Consider the following 14,890-nt stretch of genomic DNA (forward strand, 5'->3'; position numbering starts at 1 on the left):
CCCGGCAAGCCTTCGATATTGGTAAAAAGGAACGCTGCGGCTCTAATAATGAATTCGGGATAAGTTGTATGCATACGGGGATAAGGGATTTCATTTTCTTGCCATTTGGTTTTACCATCTTTGCGTTTCCATAATTCACTCAAATACTCTCTCTCCCTTTAGTTTTAAACCATCTATTAGGCTTAACACATTTATATAATCTTCCTTTTTTTAACCCTAAAAGAGAAAATTTCCTTAAGTATCACAATTTTCCCTCATTGTGAGTATTTTTAAGAAGAATTGTTAAATATGCGATGTAATAAATAAAAAGTAAATATTAAGAATTTGAGGTGAAAAATATGGGTGAGAGAGGTCAATACATAGCAATTCTAGATATTGGAACCACAGGAACTCGCTCCATTATATACGATTTGGAAGCCAGAACAATTGGTACCTCCTACACCGAATATCCCACAAAGGCTGATGTCCCCCAGCAATCAGAACAGGATCCAAAGGATTGGTGGAGAACTTCAGGAGAAACCATGAGGGAAGCCATAAGAAGATCAAGAATAAACCCCAAAGACATCGTGGGGCTGGGTGTATGCACCCAGAGAGCAGCCATATGTCCCGTGGATAAAAATGGTGAAGTCCTCCATCCCGCGCTCACCTGGATGGATGCAAGAGAATCTCCCTCATTCAAGGCTGTGAAAGGAAAAATTGGGCAAAAGTATTCCATTCAGAAGATTTACTGGATAAAGGACAACTATCCCGAAATCTTTGAAAAAACACACAAGTTTGTAAGCACAGACTCTTACATATACTTCAAGCTCACCGGAATTTATGGCTCAGACTACTCCAACTCCATATACGGTATACTCGATCCTGAAAACTTAAAATGGTCCGATGAAATGGCGCAAGAATTCGGAATTCCGGTAGATAAGTGGCCGGATCTTTACCAGGCGGGTACCACTATTGGCGAGATAACCAAAGAGGCTGCAAACCATACCGGATTGGTTGCTGGAACCCCCGTGGTGGTGGGTGGAGGGGATCAGCAATGCGCTAGTGTAGGTGTAGGAGCAATTAAAAAGGGCATAGCAAAGGCTACCACCGGAACAGGAACTTTCGTGGATGCAAATCTGGAAAAACCCATCTATGATCCATTAGGTATTTTGTTCACACTACCCCATGTCTTAAAGGATCGCTGGGTTCTGGAGGGAGTATTACCTGGTACGGGAGCCATCCTAAAATGGTTCCGAGACGAGTTCTGCCATCAGGAAAAAACACTAGCTCAAAACATGGGAATAGATCCTTATGCCATAATTGAGGATCAGGCAGAAACCGTAGAACCGGGATCAGCAGGACTGTTTGTAATTCCCCTGTTCATGTTTGCTAGAGGAGAGATCGTGAACCTTTCTTTTGCACACACCAGAAGACATGTGGCAAGAGCTATTATGGAAGGAACCGCTTACGGGATGCGTGGAATGATAGACCTGATGGCTGGAATGGGCGTTAATATTGAAGAGCTACGCATAGACGGCGGTGGAGCACGCGCTCCTCTCTGGAGACAGATACAAGCGGACATCGTGGGAAAGAAAGTGGTGGTGCCTCAGTTAGCCGAATCCACCTCAGTAGGGGCTGCCATACTGACTAGCTGTGGAACAGGATGCTACAGCGGAATAGAAGCCGCTGTTGATTCAATGATAAAAATACTTGAAACAAGGGAACCCAATCCCAAGAATCAAAAAATCTACAACGAGTATCATCCCAAATTTATGGAGCTTCTACTATCAGGATTTTCAAAAATACAGGCCGCAGAATAGAATAGGAAAAAATTATTAAACTAAGAGGTATCTTTCAGTGTTTTCTATACCCAACTCCCATCTTCTTTTTTAGTATTTTTAAAATGTCTGATACTAGTATCCTGTGCTTGTTAATAAATGGCCTCCTTTGGCTCTCGAAAAATTGTGGAGTTTTCAATTTGTTACTGTTCTAAGCCTCGAACCAGGAAGGCGGTTCCTTTTTCTCTTCTCGCTCCTCATATCTACTTATTGTTTTAAGTCTAAAGTAAAGTAGTGTGTTGAGTATTAGGGGTAGGGTGAAGAAGAAGCTGACAAGAACCCCGAAAATTATCGACCCTGACAGCATCAGTGTTGTGAAACTTTTTTCAACAACTGGGGAGTATAATAAGGTCAGAGGGTAACTGAGAGGATTAAGAAGATAAACACCGAGGACACCGAGAACGAGTCCTACGGGAAGAATTATGAAAAAATCTAATAGCATAAGTCCCAAGAGTCTAGAGTAGGGGCGTCTCATTTCTGAAACTATCTCTCCTGAACTTCGTTCGTCACGGTCAGCTGAAGCGGAAACAACTCGAAGAGTGTAAATTATAGAAATAATGAAAACCACAATGGGAATTAAAATTGCTAGAACCCAAGCAATGTTTCCCAGAGTATACAAATCGAGTTGCATGTAGATCTCCGTAAGATGCGTAAAAAATACATAATCCAGGTATAATCCTAGAACTAATAGAAGACCCCCCACTAGAATATAGGGATTAACTCCCGCACTCAGTGGCTCCTGCTCCTTAACTCCTTCTGCTTGAGAACGAATTACACCCACTCGAGAGTATACCACAATATGGGCAATAAGAAACATGGGCAACACGACGGCGGCTGCAAGGGCGATTGGCACAAAGGCTCCAATCTGGCGAATATCAACTATTGCGAAAAATGTTATAAAAGGAGCCCAGTATGCGGAAAATCTGCTTACTGCCTCCAAAATATATAGGAGAAGATATGGAGCGGGAATAATAAGGAGGGTATATGGGAGCACTGTTTGAAGAGGTTCACGCAGAGCAAGTTTAAAGCCGCTACGAAGAATATTCCGCTCATAGACATCTTCCCTTGTCACATTCGGAACGATTTCGCTGAGAAGCGTTAGTGTGGTGAAAAAGGCTGAAAAGATAAGGAAAGCCCAGGAGAACAAGTATGTGGGGTTTATGGTAATTTGAAACCCTACAACAAAGGGGCTCACGGTGGCAACTGCGTCAACGGTTCCATTGTTTTCAACAGAAACAATAAAGGAGTCAGTAATAGTCATTGAGAGAAGTGGTGACGGAAAAACTTGGGCATCCAGAAAGCCTTTCATTAGTTCCGGAGGCAAACCTTCTGGACAAGGCACTACGGTGTACAGCCGGGTTACATTGTAAAAAGTAAAAAGCGGAGCACCTTCACCCAATGTGCTGATCAAATCCCATTGGCTATATATTGAAACGTTAACCGCTTTGGAGGAACTGAGGCCTAAGCCAATGTAACCGTTAAACGAGCCGGGAGCCGGGAAAACGGATTTTGCACCCTTAAAGACGGGAAAAGTGTGAAAGCCACCCAAGCTATAAGAACCCGTGAGGAGGGGAAAGGCACCTGGACTAACATTATACAAAACTGGCATCATTCCATACTTACTGTGGTAGCTTAAAGAAGCAACTGGGAAGTCCATAACTCCCCAAACAAAATTTGTGGGCGTAGTGCTACTAACCCCATAAAAACTAAGAACCAGCACAAAGGCAAAAAACACCACTGCCAAGCCCGACCCTGTTCGCATTTTAATCCCCTATAAGTAAAATCCAATAAAAAATTATAATGTTTCCTTTTTTATAACGGTTTCTCTCCATCTAGTATATTCTACCTCTTTTTCTATAGTCTGGGTTGTAATTGAAAAGGATTGAATTACTTTTTCTATTTGTGATTAAACTTTTAAAGGATTGAAGAACTAATAGCAATTGGGAGTTTAATGTTTGGCTCCCGCCCAAATGACTGGAGGTCGTTTAAAAAACTTGTTTAATTCTGATAAAGTTTCTCTAATTATCTCTGTGCTTTACTCTAATTTATGGAGATGTCTTGTTTGAAGGAAGAGTATGATGTCATTGTGATTGGTGGCGGTTCTTCTGGTGCGGGCACTGCCCGAGACTGTGCTATGCGTGGATTGAAAACCATTCTCCTGGAGAGAAACGATTTTGGTTCCGGCACTTCTGGCGCCTGTGCGGGTATGATTTCTGGCGGTGTTAAGTATCTGAATGAGCCGGAAATGGTTGCCATGTGTACCAAGGAAGTGGTGTACCTGCAAAATATTGCTAAACACATTGTTTTCCGTCTTCCAATAATTACCGCAATCGTGAATGAAATTGATTTAAAGGCTAGAACTTCCAGCAAAACGGATTACAGTAAGTACACCGCGGAGCGGGGAGCAAGTCCCATAATGCTTTTGAGTACTGAGGAAGCGAGAAAAATTGAACCTAAACTAAGTGACAAAATACTTCTAGCCGCCTATCTGGACGAGATGTTTATTGATCCTTTCAGGCTCTGTATCATTAACGCTCTGTCTGCAAAGAATCATGGGGCAGATGTGCGTAACTATACTGAAGTTATAGATGTTATTCGAGAGGGAAACCAGGTTAAAGGTGTAAAAGTAAAGGATAAGAAGACTGGGAAAGTTGAGGAAATTTACGGAAAGTTTGTTGCTAACTGTGCGGGACCCTGGGTGTCTAGGATTTCAAAAATGGCTGGCATAGATCAGCCTCTTAGACTAAATAAGGGGTCTCATGTTGTTTTTGACCGTAGAGTAACTGGAACTGCGGTTGTCTGCCGCGCCTTGGACGGCAGATCAGCGTATCTCTTTCCCCACTTTAGCTCAACAATTCTGGGTACTACCGCTTGGGATATTTTCGGAGACCCGGATGATGTCGAAACCAGCTATGATGATGTAGAGTATCTCATATCAAGTATGGAGGTGGCAGTACCCTCAATAAGAGATGCTCGTGTTGTCCGAACATACTGCGGTGTGCGACCCATGCTACCAGAATGGTGGATATCTGAGGACGATGCGACCCGCAACTTCAAACTCATAGATCATGAGGAGCGCGACGGAGTAAAGGGATATGTGAGCTTCGAGGGAGGAAAACTAGTTATCTACCGCATAATGGCTGAAAAAATGACCGACCTCATATGCCAGAAACTGGGTATCGAGGCTGAGTGTAGGACCCACATAGAACCCCTGCCCGGTTCAGAAAGCGATATGGACATTGAACTATGGGCTGAGGAGTACACCATGCCCACACACACCGTGGGCCGGATAGCGACGAGACACGGATCCAATACACCAGAAATTCTAAAACTTGCCCAAGAAAATCCCGAGTACAAGTCCACCGTATGTAGATGCGAATCCCTAACCGAGGCTGAGATAAGATACTCTCTGCGAACCGAGTTCGCAACTAACCTGAGCGACCTCCGCAGGAGAGTGAGGCTAGGAATGGGGCCCTGCCAGAGCACCTTCTGCAACTATAAAGCCCTGACCATTATGGCAGACGAGCTAAACCTAACTCCCGAGCAAGTACACAGGGACGCTATAGGTTTCGCACAGGAAAGATGGAAGGGTAAGTGCGTAATTCTCCGAGGAGACCAAGTAAGCGAGGAAGAAATCAACCAGGCGATATACGCCAGCATAGCAAACTATGATAATCTCCTCGACTTATGGAAGGAGGACTAAGCCATGAAAGTGGATGTATTTGTCGTAGGGGCCGGAGCAGCGGGGCTAACCGCAGCAAGAAAAGCGGCTGAGAAGGGGCTCAAAGTCCTAGTGGCAGAAAAAGGCTCCGGAGCCACCATACAATCCTCCGGCGTAATCGACGTAGCGGGATATTCACCCTCCAATGGCATGTTTGCTTCCGCATCCGAGGGGCTACGTGCTTTATCTAGCGGTTATAAGAATCACCCGTATTCAATTTTGGGTGGGGGGCGAAAAACCGAACCAGATAAGAGAGCACAGGAATCCGAGAAAATTGTTCGTAAAGCCCTAGAGGATTTCGCTGAAAGTATGAAGTCTGTGGGAGTCAATTTTAAGGGTTCCCTTGATGAAAACATCTTGGTTACAAATTTTTTGGGTACTTTCAAACCCACGTGCCTCTGTCCCTCGACAATCTATGGCGGTAACCTAAAAAATCTCGTTGACTCCTCGGTAGTCTTCGTGGGTGTGAAGGGGTTTCCCGACTACAATCCAAAGTTTTGCGCCCAATCCTTCTCTGATATAGTGTCCCGTCTTGGAATTAAGCCTAAATCCGTGGGCCACTCATTTTTGGATATTCCCGGCTTGGAACAAAGGGGCGACATACTAGCAATAGAAATCGCCCGAAAAATGGATGACTCAGAGGTGCTTAAAAAAATAGGGCAAAACCTTCAAAAAATTGTAAAATCCTCAGAATACATCGCCATCCCTACGGCGGGATTGGAGACTCCGGAAGAAAACCTTAAGATCCTAGAAGAAGCCACGGGGGCAAAAGTTTTTGAGCTCATATCCTTTCCCCCGTCTGTTCCAGGATACAGACTTGTGAGGCGTCTTGAAAAGGCAGCACAGAAAGCGGGGGCGAGTGTTCGAAGAGGATACAAAGTTGTGGGTGCAAACTATAACAAAGCTGTAAAAAGTCTAAAAGTGGAGATAGGCCGAAAAATAACCGAAATCGAAGCCGACACCTACATCTTAGCTTCCGGTAGCTTCCTAGGTGGAGGCCTAAAGGAAGACTGTGATTTCCTTAAGGAGTCAATATTCAATCTACCGGTCTTTAGTGGTGATGGCTCAAACTTGGAAGAGGTGTACTTGGAAAAGTTACTGAGCAGAGAGGTGTTTCCAAAGGGTGGACACCAGCTCTTTTCCAGCGGAATAAAGGTTAACGAAAAATTACAGCCCTTATCCCGGGAGGGAGAACCAGTGTACAGCAACTTGTATGCCGCCGGTTCTATCCTATCCGGGTACAATTACATGGCGGAGAAGAGCGGAATGGGTGTGGCTATATCCACAGGTTACGTGGTGGGGCTGAACGCTTAGGGTTGAGGATGATAAAATATGCCGGAAAAAGAGATTAAACACATAGAGGGAATATTGCAGGAAGAAGATATAACCAGAATGGAACCGGAAGAGGATGAAACCTATAAAAAGGTGGAAGCCTGTCAAAACTGTGGATTATGCTTAGCGGTTTGCCCAATCCTGGAAGTTATTAAGCACGAATCCTACTCTGGTCCCAGAAGCATAACCAGCGAGCTCTCAAGAACCGTGAGAGAGTTCTGGAAAGCAAAAGACGTAGTATACTTTTGTACCCAGTGTGGACGCTGCCAAGAAATCTGCTCCAAAAACGTACCAGTACCAGACATGGTCACTCTGATCCGATCAAAACTCTTCGAGCAGAGAAGGGACCTGGTGCCCGAAAGCTTTGAACCCATGCTGCAAAACCTGAAAGAGCACGGCTTAGCCTTTGAACCAATGGAGGGGGAGGCCAGAGTTGAGAGTGCCCAGGGTAGGTTGGAAATGCTGGGGCTTCCCTATATGCCGGATAAGATTAAATCCAATGCTGAGGTTCTCTATTTTCCCGGTTGCCAAGCCGACAACCTTCTCCCGGAAATAAGGGAGAGTGCCAAACTAGTGCTGGAAAAACTTGGTGTCGATTACACGCTGCTTCCTGGATTAAGGTGCTGTAGTCTACCTGCAATTCTAATGGGAGACTCGGAAATGGTTGATAAGCTAGAAAAAGACTTTCTTGAGAAAGTGGAAAATCTGGGAGTAAAAACGGTTGTTACCACCTGTGCCGGATGCACCGCAACTCTTGAAGGGATACGACAAAGAAATAATGCTGACTTTGAAGTAAAACATATAATAGAATACATCATTGAGGATTTTGGAAGAGAAAAATTCGAGAAACTGCTTAAAAACCACCCCGAGCACGTAAGCGTCACCCTACACTCACCATGCCACCTAGACCGCCACGTGGGTAAATATACCACGGATTACGCTGAAGAAATCTTAGAAATTTTACCAAACGTGGAGATTAAAAGATTAGAGGACCCAGAAAGATGCTGTGGAGCCGGCGGATTACTAAATCTTTACAATCCTCAAATATCCCGGGCAATAGTTAGAAAAGAAATAGAAGATATTCAAAAATCGGGAGCTCAAAAAGTGGTGACACCCTGCCCCCTTTGCTTGGTACAAATAGATCAAGCCCTATTCAGGAAGAAAGCCAAAACAGAAGCCCTCGATTACACAGTTTTTCTAGCGAAAAGATTATACGGAGCTTAAACAGTAAACCTAAAAAGAAAAAACTAAAAATAAAATATAAATCTTTTAACCATTCACCCTCAATTCCAATAATCTCGGTTAATGGCTTCAGAAGAAGCATAGGAATCAAATAAAACTAGGTGTATTAGGAGTGAAAGAAAACTTGGAGTCCGACTTTGTGAAGAAAATGATTTACGACGAACTGGTAGATATTGTAGGAGCTGATAACGTTTCTATCTCTCAAGTTGATAAAATATGCTACTCCAGAGACGCTTGGCCCCAAGCCTTGATGCTGATCGATATGGGCAAAATGTTACCTCCACCAGACTTCGTCGTCCATGTGGAAAATAAGGAGCAAATATCGAAAATTCTGCGTCTTGCTAATACAAAGAAGATTCCCGTTATACCTTTCGCTGGGGGTGCTGGAGCCTGCGGGCAAATCATACCCGTTCAGGGAGGAATAATTCTTGATGTTAAAAAAATGGACAAAATTCTGAGAATAGATGAAATATCTGCCACTGTTACCGCCCAACCCGGTATAATTGGGGAAGACCTAGAGCGAGAATTAAACAAAGCAAGCTTCACCACAGGACACTTTCCCGCATCCCAGTACACCTCCTGTCTGGGAGGATTTGTCGCCTGCCGTTCAGCGGGTTCCCTGTCCTCCAAATATGGCAAAATAGAAGACATGGTAATCTCAATGGAGGTAGTGCTGCCAAATGGCGAAATCATGCGCACCAAAACCACACCCAGATCCTCCACGGGCCCCAATCTAAACCAGTTATTCATAGGCTCCGAGGGAACACTAGGAGTAATAACCGAGGTGACCCTAAGACTGCATCCCCTCCCCGAGGAAAGAAGATTTAAAGCATTCATAATGAAAGACCTCAAAACAGGCCTCGAAACAGTGAGACAAATCTTCAGAAAGGGCCTGAAACCCGCAGTTATAAGACTTTACGATGAACTGGACACCGTTTTCACGTTAAAGGGAAAACTTGAATTACCTCCCGGGGCGTGCTACCTGATTCTGGCCTTTGATGGAGTAAAGGAAATCGTGGACTTCGAGGATAAAATAACAACGGAAATAGTTGTCAAAAACGAGGGTAAAGAGGTGGACAAACAACTAGCGGAATACTGGTGGAACCACAGATACGACATGTACTTCCCACACCCCGACCGGCAAAAAATGGGACTAGTCGCTGACACCATTGACGTGGTCACAACCTGGGACAAGCTGGAAGACCTCTACTACGGCGTGAAGGAAGCCATAATCGCAAAATATCCCAGCGTCTTCATAATGTCCCATTTCTCCCACTTTTACCCGGAGGGAGGCAGCATATACATAATCTTCGCCTACCAAGAGCCAGACAGAGAAAAAGCTCTAAAAACGTATATCGAAATCTGGGACCTAGGCTTAGAAGCCTGCCACAAAATAGGGGGATCAGTCGCTCACCATCACGGCGTCGGTCTCTCCCGAGCGAAATGGATGAGAAAAGAGTACGGAGAAGCCGGATTCAAAGCACTAGAAGCAATCAAAAAGGCATTAGATCCAAATAATATAATGAACCCGGGAAAAATGGGATTCGAAGCAATATAAAAACTTAATTTTTTGGGGGATTACCCATTTTTAACCGTCTAAGTTTCAAACAACATTAGTTTTTTGTGTTTAAACAATTTCTGTTTGTTACTTGACGTATATTTTTTGTTCCAATTTTGTTTCCCAAATAGGTCCCATTTTTTGGAATTCTTCTTCCGCCTCTTCTAGTGTTAAAGGTATCCTATCAAATCCGAGTCTTTTAGCCAGTCGAACAAATGGTGGGGGTTCGACCCCGGCTTGCTTGAGCAAATCTTCATCGGTTAAAATTTTTCTTGTTTCATCGTATGCGATTACCCTGCCTTTCTTCATTATTGCCACTTTGTCTGCGAGTACTGGAATTATTTGTACATCAAAGCTAGTAAAAATTAGAGTGAATTTGTATTCCTTTTTTAATCTTTTAATGATTGAGATTATCATGTTCTTCGTTTCAAAGTCTAGATTAGCTGTTGGCTCATCCATGACTAGGATTTTTGGTCTCATAATTAGGACGCCCGCCAGTGCCACCAGCTTCTTCTGGCCTCCACTCAGGAAGTGTGGAACCTTTTTTCGGAACTTGTACAAGTCTAATTCTTTAAGGAGCTTCTCTGTTTCTTCTAAGGCTTCCTCTTTAGGTTTTATGTTTAATGCTCCGAACGCTACGTCATCCATCACCGTTGGCATAAAAAGCTGGTCATCGGACTCTTGGAAAATAACTCCAACATTTTTTCTAGCGTAATCCACATTTTTCTTCGTAATCTTTTTCCCGTAGATATAGACAGAGCCTTCAAGGGGGTGTAGGGTGCCATTCAAGTGTAAAAGAAGAGTGGTTTTTCCGGAACCATTAGCTCCCAGTACTGCTACCGAATCACCTTCCTCTATACTCAAATCCACTCCATATAGTGAGGGCGTTCCATCCGGATACCTGTGTTTCACGTCTTCCATTCTAATAGCAATAGTCATAACACCATCACCATTTCCAAATATATAGGAACTAAAGGTATCAATACAGCCAGAAAAAGGTATGCTAGGTCTCGTAACCTAAACCTTTCATCCGAAACGAGCCTCATACGACCTGTATAGCCTCTCGACTTCATAGCAACATACACTGTTTCTGTCTTATCATATCCCTTTAAAATTAGATTAACTATCATTGATCCAAAAAGTTTGATCTTTTTACTCCACGGAATCCCTTCTCCTTGCCTCGCATTTGCCGCTATAAACGTTTTCTGAGCCTCTCCAAAAAAGTAGAAAATATATCTTAAAGATAGTAAGAACGCGTCAGAAAGCCAAGAAGGAAGAACTCGAGACACGTACTTTCCCAAGCTCATGGTGGGAGTTGATAGAATGAGTAAGAAAATGTACCAAGCTGCAGTTATCCCCTTAACCACAACTGTGAGAATGTACTCCCAACCATATCCAATAAAAGGTAGAAATATCACAATCGACACCACAAAGAATGTGGGTATAGCACTCCAGATAAGCAGTCTTCCAAGGGGCAACCTTGCAATAGCAAACATTATCCAAACTAAAACTGATAAAACTAAGATTAAGCGAAGAGTCTGAAGATACACTATAGCTAAAACCATAGCAATAGAAAAAACAAGCTTAACAACAGGGTGTAATCTGTGTAGTACTGTGTCTTTAGTTGAGCAGTAATCAATAATCATAGGATTGGGAAGCAAAGAATGCAACTCCAATATAAACATCTCCTAACTCTGACAATCTTACCACATACTAAATAAAAAATGAGTGGTCAAACCACTCAAACAAAGTTGGATAGTCGTCTTATGTGAAGTTCTAAACAGTATGTCACCTTCTCTACTAATCGAAAGCTTCATCAACTATCACTGATTCCTCCAGAATGTCCGGTCTTGATCTACCTAGAGTTTCGACAATTATTGCTGTTATTACTGCCTCTATAGCCGCAACAATAGTGTTAACAGGCAGCATAGCAGCCAGAAAAGCGCTGAACGCGTTTGTACTAGCTATGATTGCATTGAAAACCGCATAATAGGTATTGATTTGCATAATTGGGCCGAAAATCGGTTCGATGAGCCATCCCAAGAGCATGTTTCCTATAGGTTCTAGTTCGTGTGGAAATATTTGCGGAAGAGGAATCAAAGGATTATGCATGAAGTTAATTAGTGCGGTTTGAAATTGCTGGAAACCACCAGAGAAGGTAATAATAACAACCGCCAGAAAAGTACCAAGAATGAGAGCCGTGAAAGTAGCTATGCCTGCACACAAATCTCTCCTCCCAAAATAACGTTTCAAACCTAAATATATAACGTACGCCACAGCGACTTCAACAAAGAGGACTGTCGTGTTCGCTCCTATGACCGTAACCCCGCCGTGACCTATGGCGGCACTAAAGATGTTTATTAAGAATACAATTATTGCTCCAAACCATGGACCCGCTAGTATACCTGCCAAGGGTGTGAAATTTAGATGCGTTCCTCCGAGAGGTGTTGGAATAGGTATCTGCATTATTATGAATAGAAGGCCTGTGAGAAGCGCAAATAGTACAATCTGCCGTTGAGAAGCCCCTTTCCTTCTTATCATGTAGAGGCTGAGGACCAGTATTCCTGCAGTTATTACAAACCATGTGGCAACCCATTCAAGTGGAATAATACCGTCGGGTAAATGTATGTGGGCCATACACTTCACCATTATTAACTTTTTATAATATTTTTAATAAAAAATATATAAAAATCTTTCCATTTATTAATAAAAATATGCTAAAAACTTGGGTAAAGATTAACCACTCTTCCCGATTTAAGACTTAACTAGGAGTTTTTTAATGATTTTTTTAAATAAAAAATGATGGCATCCCTTAAACTTCAGCCAGGGTGGTGAGATACTTAATCTGCTTCATACCCTTTATCTGATTAATCTTACTTATAATCTCCATTATTCTTTTTGAAGTACCCTTAGCTATAAAAACCTCTAAACAGTTTATCTTATCCAAATGCATGTGCATTAGAGTATAAATGACATCATCATATTCATGTTCTAAACTAAACAAAGGTTCACGGTGAACACTCTTATCATAAATCGCCATAATAACTGCAATAGTTTCCTCACTAGTTCCCTTCGCCCACTCCGCCTCAACAACAATATCCCTAATAAAATCCCTGAGAGCCTCAGATCTACTAGTATATCCCCTATACTCCAAAACCTTATCTAACTTTTCCAAGAGACTATCGTTGATAGAAAGACTAATAATAGGCATATAACATCACGAAAAATAATAATTTACAAACTTAATAAATTTATAGATGAAAAAGTAATTTAAATTTTAAAATACGCCCATTACCGGGGAAGAATCATATGAAAATATGTTTGGAAGTGCTTTCGAGCTCTCGAGTTTCATTTAGTGTTGGATTAAAAAAATTTGGGAGATGTTTTAATATTTTTTGAGAACTTTTTTCTTTGAACTATTTTTTATTTTTATTTTTATTTTTATTTTTATTTTTAGGGTTTAAATAATGGGCAGTCAATGCTATTATTTATAAGGCATTTTATGCAAGAGGAATCCATTTCTTTTTTTTCTTTGCAGAGGAATGTTTTCAATGTGATGTAACGTGGTATTATTTCTTCTTGTTCCTCTAAAATCATTTTGTTAAAGCTTTTTTCTATCTGCTGCAATACTTCTTGCATCTCTTTTTTGCTTTCAATATCATTTTCTAGTGGAACATATCCTTGCGAAATTTTTTGTTTAATAACGGGTTTCTTCTCTTCTACTTCTTGGATTGTGCTTGTTGTTATTTCTTCATTTGTAATTATATTCGATTCGTCTGTTGTTATTTCTTCAATTTTTTCTTCAGATGGTTTCACCACGGTATCCTTTATTTCCACCGTAGATTCAGTTAGTGTCTTTCCCATCTTTTGAAGCTCTTCATTTACTACAGGCTCTAGGGAATCGCTTTGATTGTCGATACTGGCAATATCTTGTTCCTCTAGAGAAAGCTCAGTACAAGTTTCCGGATTTTGATCCTCTTCTAACCTTTCAGTTTTATCTTGCTTTTCTAAGAGAGATAATACAGTGGATTGAAGTTCTGTAGGAAATCCTGCGTATTTTAAAATCATACTATGATATTTGGGTGAGAAGGCCTTTAACTTACAACATAAAGTGTCTGCGTCTTGGAGGCTCATTCCGGATTTAACCAAGATAGAAGTAATGAGTTCTTCCAATTCGATTCGTGGCTCATTACAAATTTCGCTATTCTCGCTGCTTGCATCTGCCAAATCTATTACCCCAGAGATGCATAAATTCTGAATAATATTTTAATAAAATTTAGGTGAAACCTCTATATAAAAATTATGTTACACTACTACAAAATATTTATACGTAGTGAACCAAAAATATTGAAAATAATAAAAAATTACTTATTCTTATATTTTTACAGGCTATTATCCAATTTTGTATTCAATTTTTCCCTTCTTTCCATTTTTTGGAGGCTCAATTTTCACCGATATACCAAACTCGTTACAGTAAGATTTCATAAATGATTCACAAAAGTCGGGGCAAAAGTTCGTTACACCGTTTATTCTCGCTGTGCAGTAGTATCCACAGTTTTCCGGGTCACACTCTGCTTCAAATTTTTTACCCTTTACTTCTTTAGGGTGTGGAACGCCCAACGATGTCCCTATCATTAGAATGTAGCGCAAGGCGTATTCTTTATCATTTCCAAAAGTTCTTTTGACACTATGTGCGGCGTTAATCCCCTGTGCTGTAGCGTATTCTTTTTCATTTCCAATATTTTGGGCAAACCGGTAACCATTAACAATTGTGGCGAGACAAAATGTTTTAGCTATTTCCAATTTTTCGTCATTAGAGAATGACATACTTAACCTCCATCAATGCATTGTCAAGAAAAATAAAGACTTTTACAAATATAAGGTTTAGGTTCAAAAAGACATTACGTAATAGGAGTTTTAAATAAATTTTGGATAGTATTTTTCAATATATCAGAAGTATTGATTAATTTTACTGTGATATTATGACATAATCCAAAAAACTTGATTAGCATTTTAAAATTAATATCATCTTTCTAATGTATTCACAAGATAAACTAAATATTGATGGTTTAAGTGGGATTGATCTTAGTTTTTAAAATTATTAAATAATGATCCATTTTTTGGATAAACATATTCTTAAGATTTGTAATCGTATATTGGTTATTGGTTTCAGTATTTGAAAATGAAATAGGTTATTAAAACTGGTTTTGGCTGGTGAGC

The 14,890-nt window shown here is 41.3% G+C and carries 12 protein-coding genes; 5 read left to right on the forward strand and 7 right to left on the reverse strand.

What is annotated here, in order from left to right:
* Positions 1-338 precede the first annotated feature (338 nt).
* On the forward strand, positions 339-1,799 hold the full coding sequence (locus ACUVXA_RS06255; RefSeq protein WP_445870388.1) for an FGGY-family carbohydrate kinase: 1,461 nt from the start codon (positions 339-341) through the stop codon (positions 1,797-1,799).
* Between the two features lie 169 nt (positions 1,800-1,968).
* On the opposite strand, the gene ACUVXA_RS06260 is transcribed toward ACUVXA_RS06255, so the two are convergent.
* Positions 1,969-3,579: a hypothetical protein gene (locus ACUVXA_RS06260; protein ID WP_445870389.1), complete on the reverse strand. Its 1,611-nt coding sequence runs from the start codon at positions 3,577-3,579 to the stop codon at positions 1,969-1,971.
* 300 nt (positions 3,580-3,879) lie between these two features.
* Between ACUVXA_RS06260 and ACUVXA_RS06265 the strand changes: the two genes are divergently transcribed.
* The 4 genes from ACUVXA_RS06265 to ACUVXA_RS06280 all read left to right on the forward strand — a co-directional run bounded on the left by ACUVXA_RS06265 (position 3,880) and on the right by ACUVXA_RS06280 (position 9,670).
* Positions 3,880-5,520, forward strand: a complete 1,641-nt coding sequence (locus ACUVXA_RS06265) for an FAD-dependent oxidoreductase (RefSeq protein ID WP_445870390.1) — start codon at positions 3,880-3,882, stop codon at positions 5,518-5,520.
* 3 nt (positions 5,521-5,523) lie between these two features.
* On the forward strand, positions 5,524-6,852 hold the full coding sequence (glpB, locus tag ACUVXA_RS06270; protein WP_445870391.1) for an anaerobic glycerol-3-phosphate dehydrogenase subunit GlpB: 1,329 nt from the start codon (positions 5,524-5,526) through the stop codon (positions 6,850-6,852).
* An 18-nt stretch (positions 6,853-6,870) separates the two neighbouring features.
* On the forward strand, positions 6,871-8,094 hold the full coding sequence (locus tag ACUVXA_RS06275) for a (Fe-S)-binding protein (protein ID WP_445870392.1): 1,224 nt from the start codon (positions 6,871-6,873) through the stop codon (positions 8,092-8,094).
* Between the two features lie 130 nt (positions 8,095-8,224).
* The gene (locus tag ACUVXA_RS06280; RefSeq protein ID WP_445870393.1) at positions 8,225-9,670 is read left to right on the forward strand and encodes an FAD-binding oxidoreductase; all 1,446 of its coding nucleotides are present in this window, start codon (positions 8,225-8,227) and stop codon (positions 9,668-9,670) included.
* Between the two features lie 87 nt (positions 9,671-9,757).
* Here ACUVXA_RS06280 and ACUVXA_RS06285 read toward each other — a convergent pair whose 3' ends face one another.
* The 6 genes from ACUVXA_RS06285 to ACUVXA_RS06310 form a co-directional block, all read right to left on the reverse strand.
* Positions 9,758-10,609 (reverse strand): energy-coupling factor ABC transporter ATP-binding protein, encoded by an 852-nt coding sequence (locus ACUVXA_RS06285; protein ID WP_445870394.1) that lies wholly within the window; start codon positions 10,607-10,609, stop codon positions 9,758-9,760.
* Entirely contained in the window at positions 10,606-11,346 is a 741-nt protein-coding gene (locus tag ACUVXA_RS06290) for an energy-coupling factor transporter transmembrane component T family protein (protein ID WP_445870395.1), read from the reverse strand. The genes ACUVXA_RS06285 and ACUVXA_RS06290 overlap by 4 nt, the downstream gene beginning before the upstream one ends.
* Before the next feature lie 124 nt (positions 11,347-11,470).
* On the reverse strand, positions 11,471-12,307 hold the full coding sequence (locus ACUVXA_RS06295) for an energy-coupling factor ABC transporter permease (protein WP_445870396.1): 837 nt from the start codon (positions 12,305-12,307) through the stop codon (positions 11,471-11,473).
* Positions 12,308-12,482: 175 nt separating this feature from the next.
* Complete coding sequence (gene nikR, locus ACUVXA_RS06300) at positions 12,483-12,881, reverse strand: nickel-responsive transcriptional regulator NikR (protein ID WP_445870397.1); 399 nt, start codon at positions 12,879-12,881, stop codon at positions 12,483-12,485.
* Positions 12,882-13,123: 242 nt separating this feature from the next.
* On the reverse strand, positions 13,124-13,897 hold the full coding sequence (locus ACUVXA_RS06305; RefSeq protein ID WP_445870398.1) for a hypothetical protein: 774 nt from the start codon (positions 13,895-13,897) through the stop codon (positions 13,124-13,126).
* Positions 13,898-14,062: 165 nt separating this feature from the next.
* Complete coding sequence (locus tag ACUVXA_RS06310) at positions 14,063-14,497, reverse strand: hypothetical protein (RefSeq protein WP_445870399.1); 435 nt, start codon at positions 14,495-14,497, stop codon at positions 14,063-14,065.
* Positions 14,498-14,890: the final 393 nt, after the last annotated feature.

This window comes from Candidatus Jordarchaeum sp. (assembly GCF_052745115.1).

Bases quoted from the DNA above. Each gene is read 5' to 3' on its own strand.
- ACUVXA_RS06295 (WP_445870396.1), bottom strand. From the start codon at position 12,307: ATGGCCCACATACATTTACCCGACGGTATTATTCCACTTGAATGGGTT.
- ACUVXA_RS06255 (WP_445870388.1), top strand. From the start codon at position 339: ATGGGTGAGAGAGGTCAATACATAGCAATTCTAGATATTGGAACCACA.
- glpB (WP_445870391.1), top strand. From the start codon at position 5,524: ATGAAAGTGGATGTATTTGTCGTAGGGGCCGGAGCAGCGGGGCTAACC.
- ACUVXA_RS06285 (WP_445870394.1), bottom strand. From the start codon at position 10,609: ATGACTATTGCTATTAGAATGGAAGACGTGAAACACAGGTATCCGGAT.
- nikR (WP_445870397.1), bottom strand. From the start codon at position 12,881: ATGCCTATTATTAGTCTTTCTATCAACGATAGTCTCTTGGAAAAGTTA.
- ACUVXA_RS06275 (WP_445870392.1), top strand. From the start codon at position 6,871: ATGCCGGAAAAAGAGATTAAACACATAGAGGGAATATTGCAGGAAGAA.
- ACUVXA_RS06310 (WP_445870399.1), bottom strand. From the start codon at position 14,497: ATGTCATTCTCTAATGACGAAAAATTGGAAATAGCTAAAACATTTTGT.
- ACUVXA_RS06260 (WP_445870389.1), bottom strand. From the start codon at position 3,579: ATGCGAACAGGGTCGGGCTTGGCAGTGGTGTTTTTTGCCTTTGTGCTG.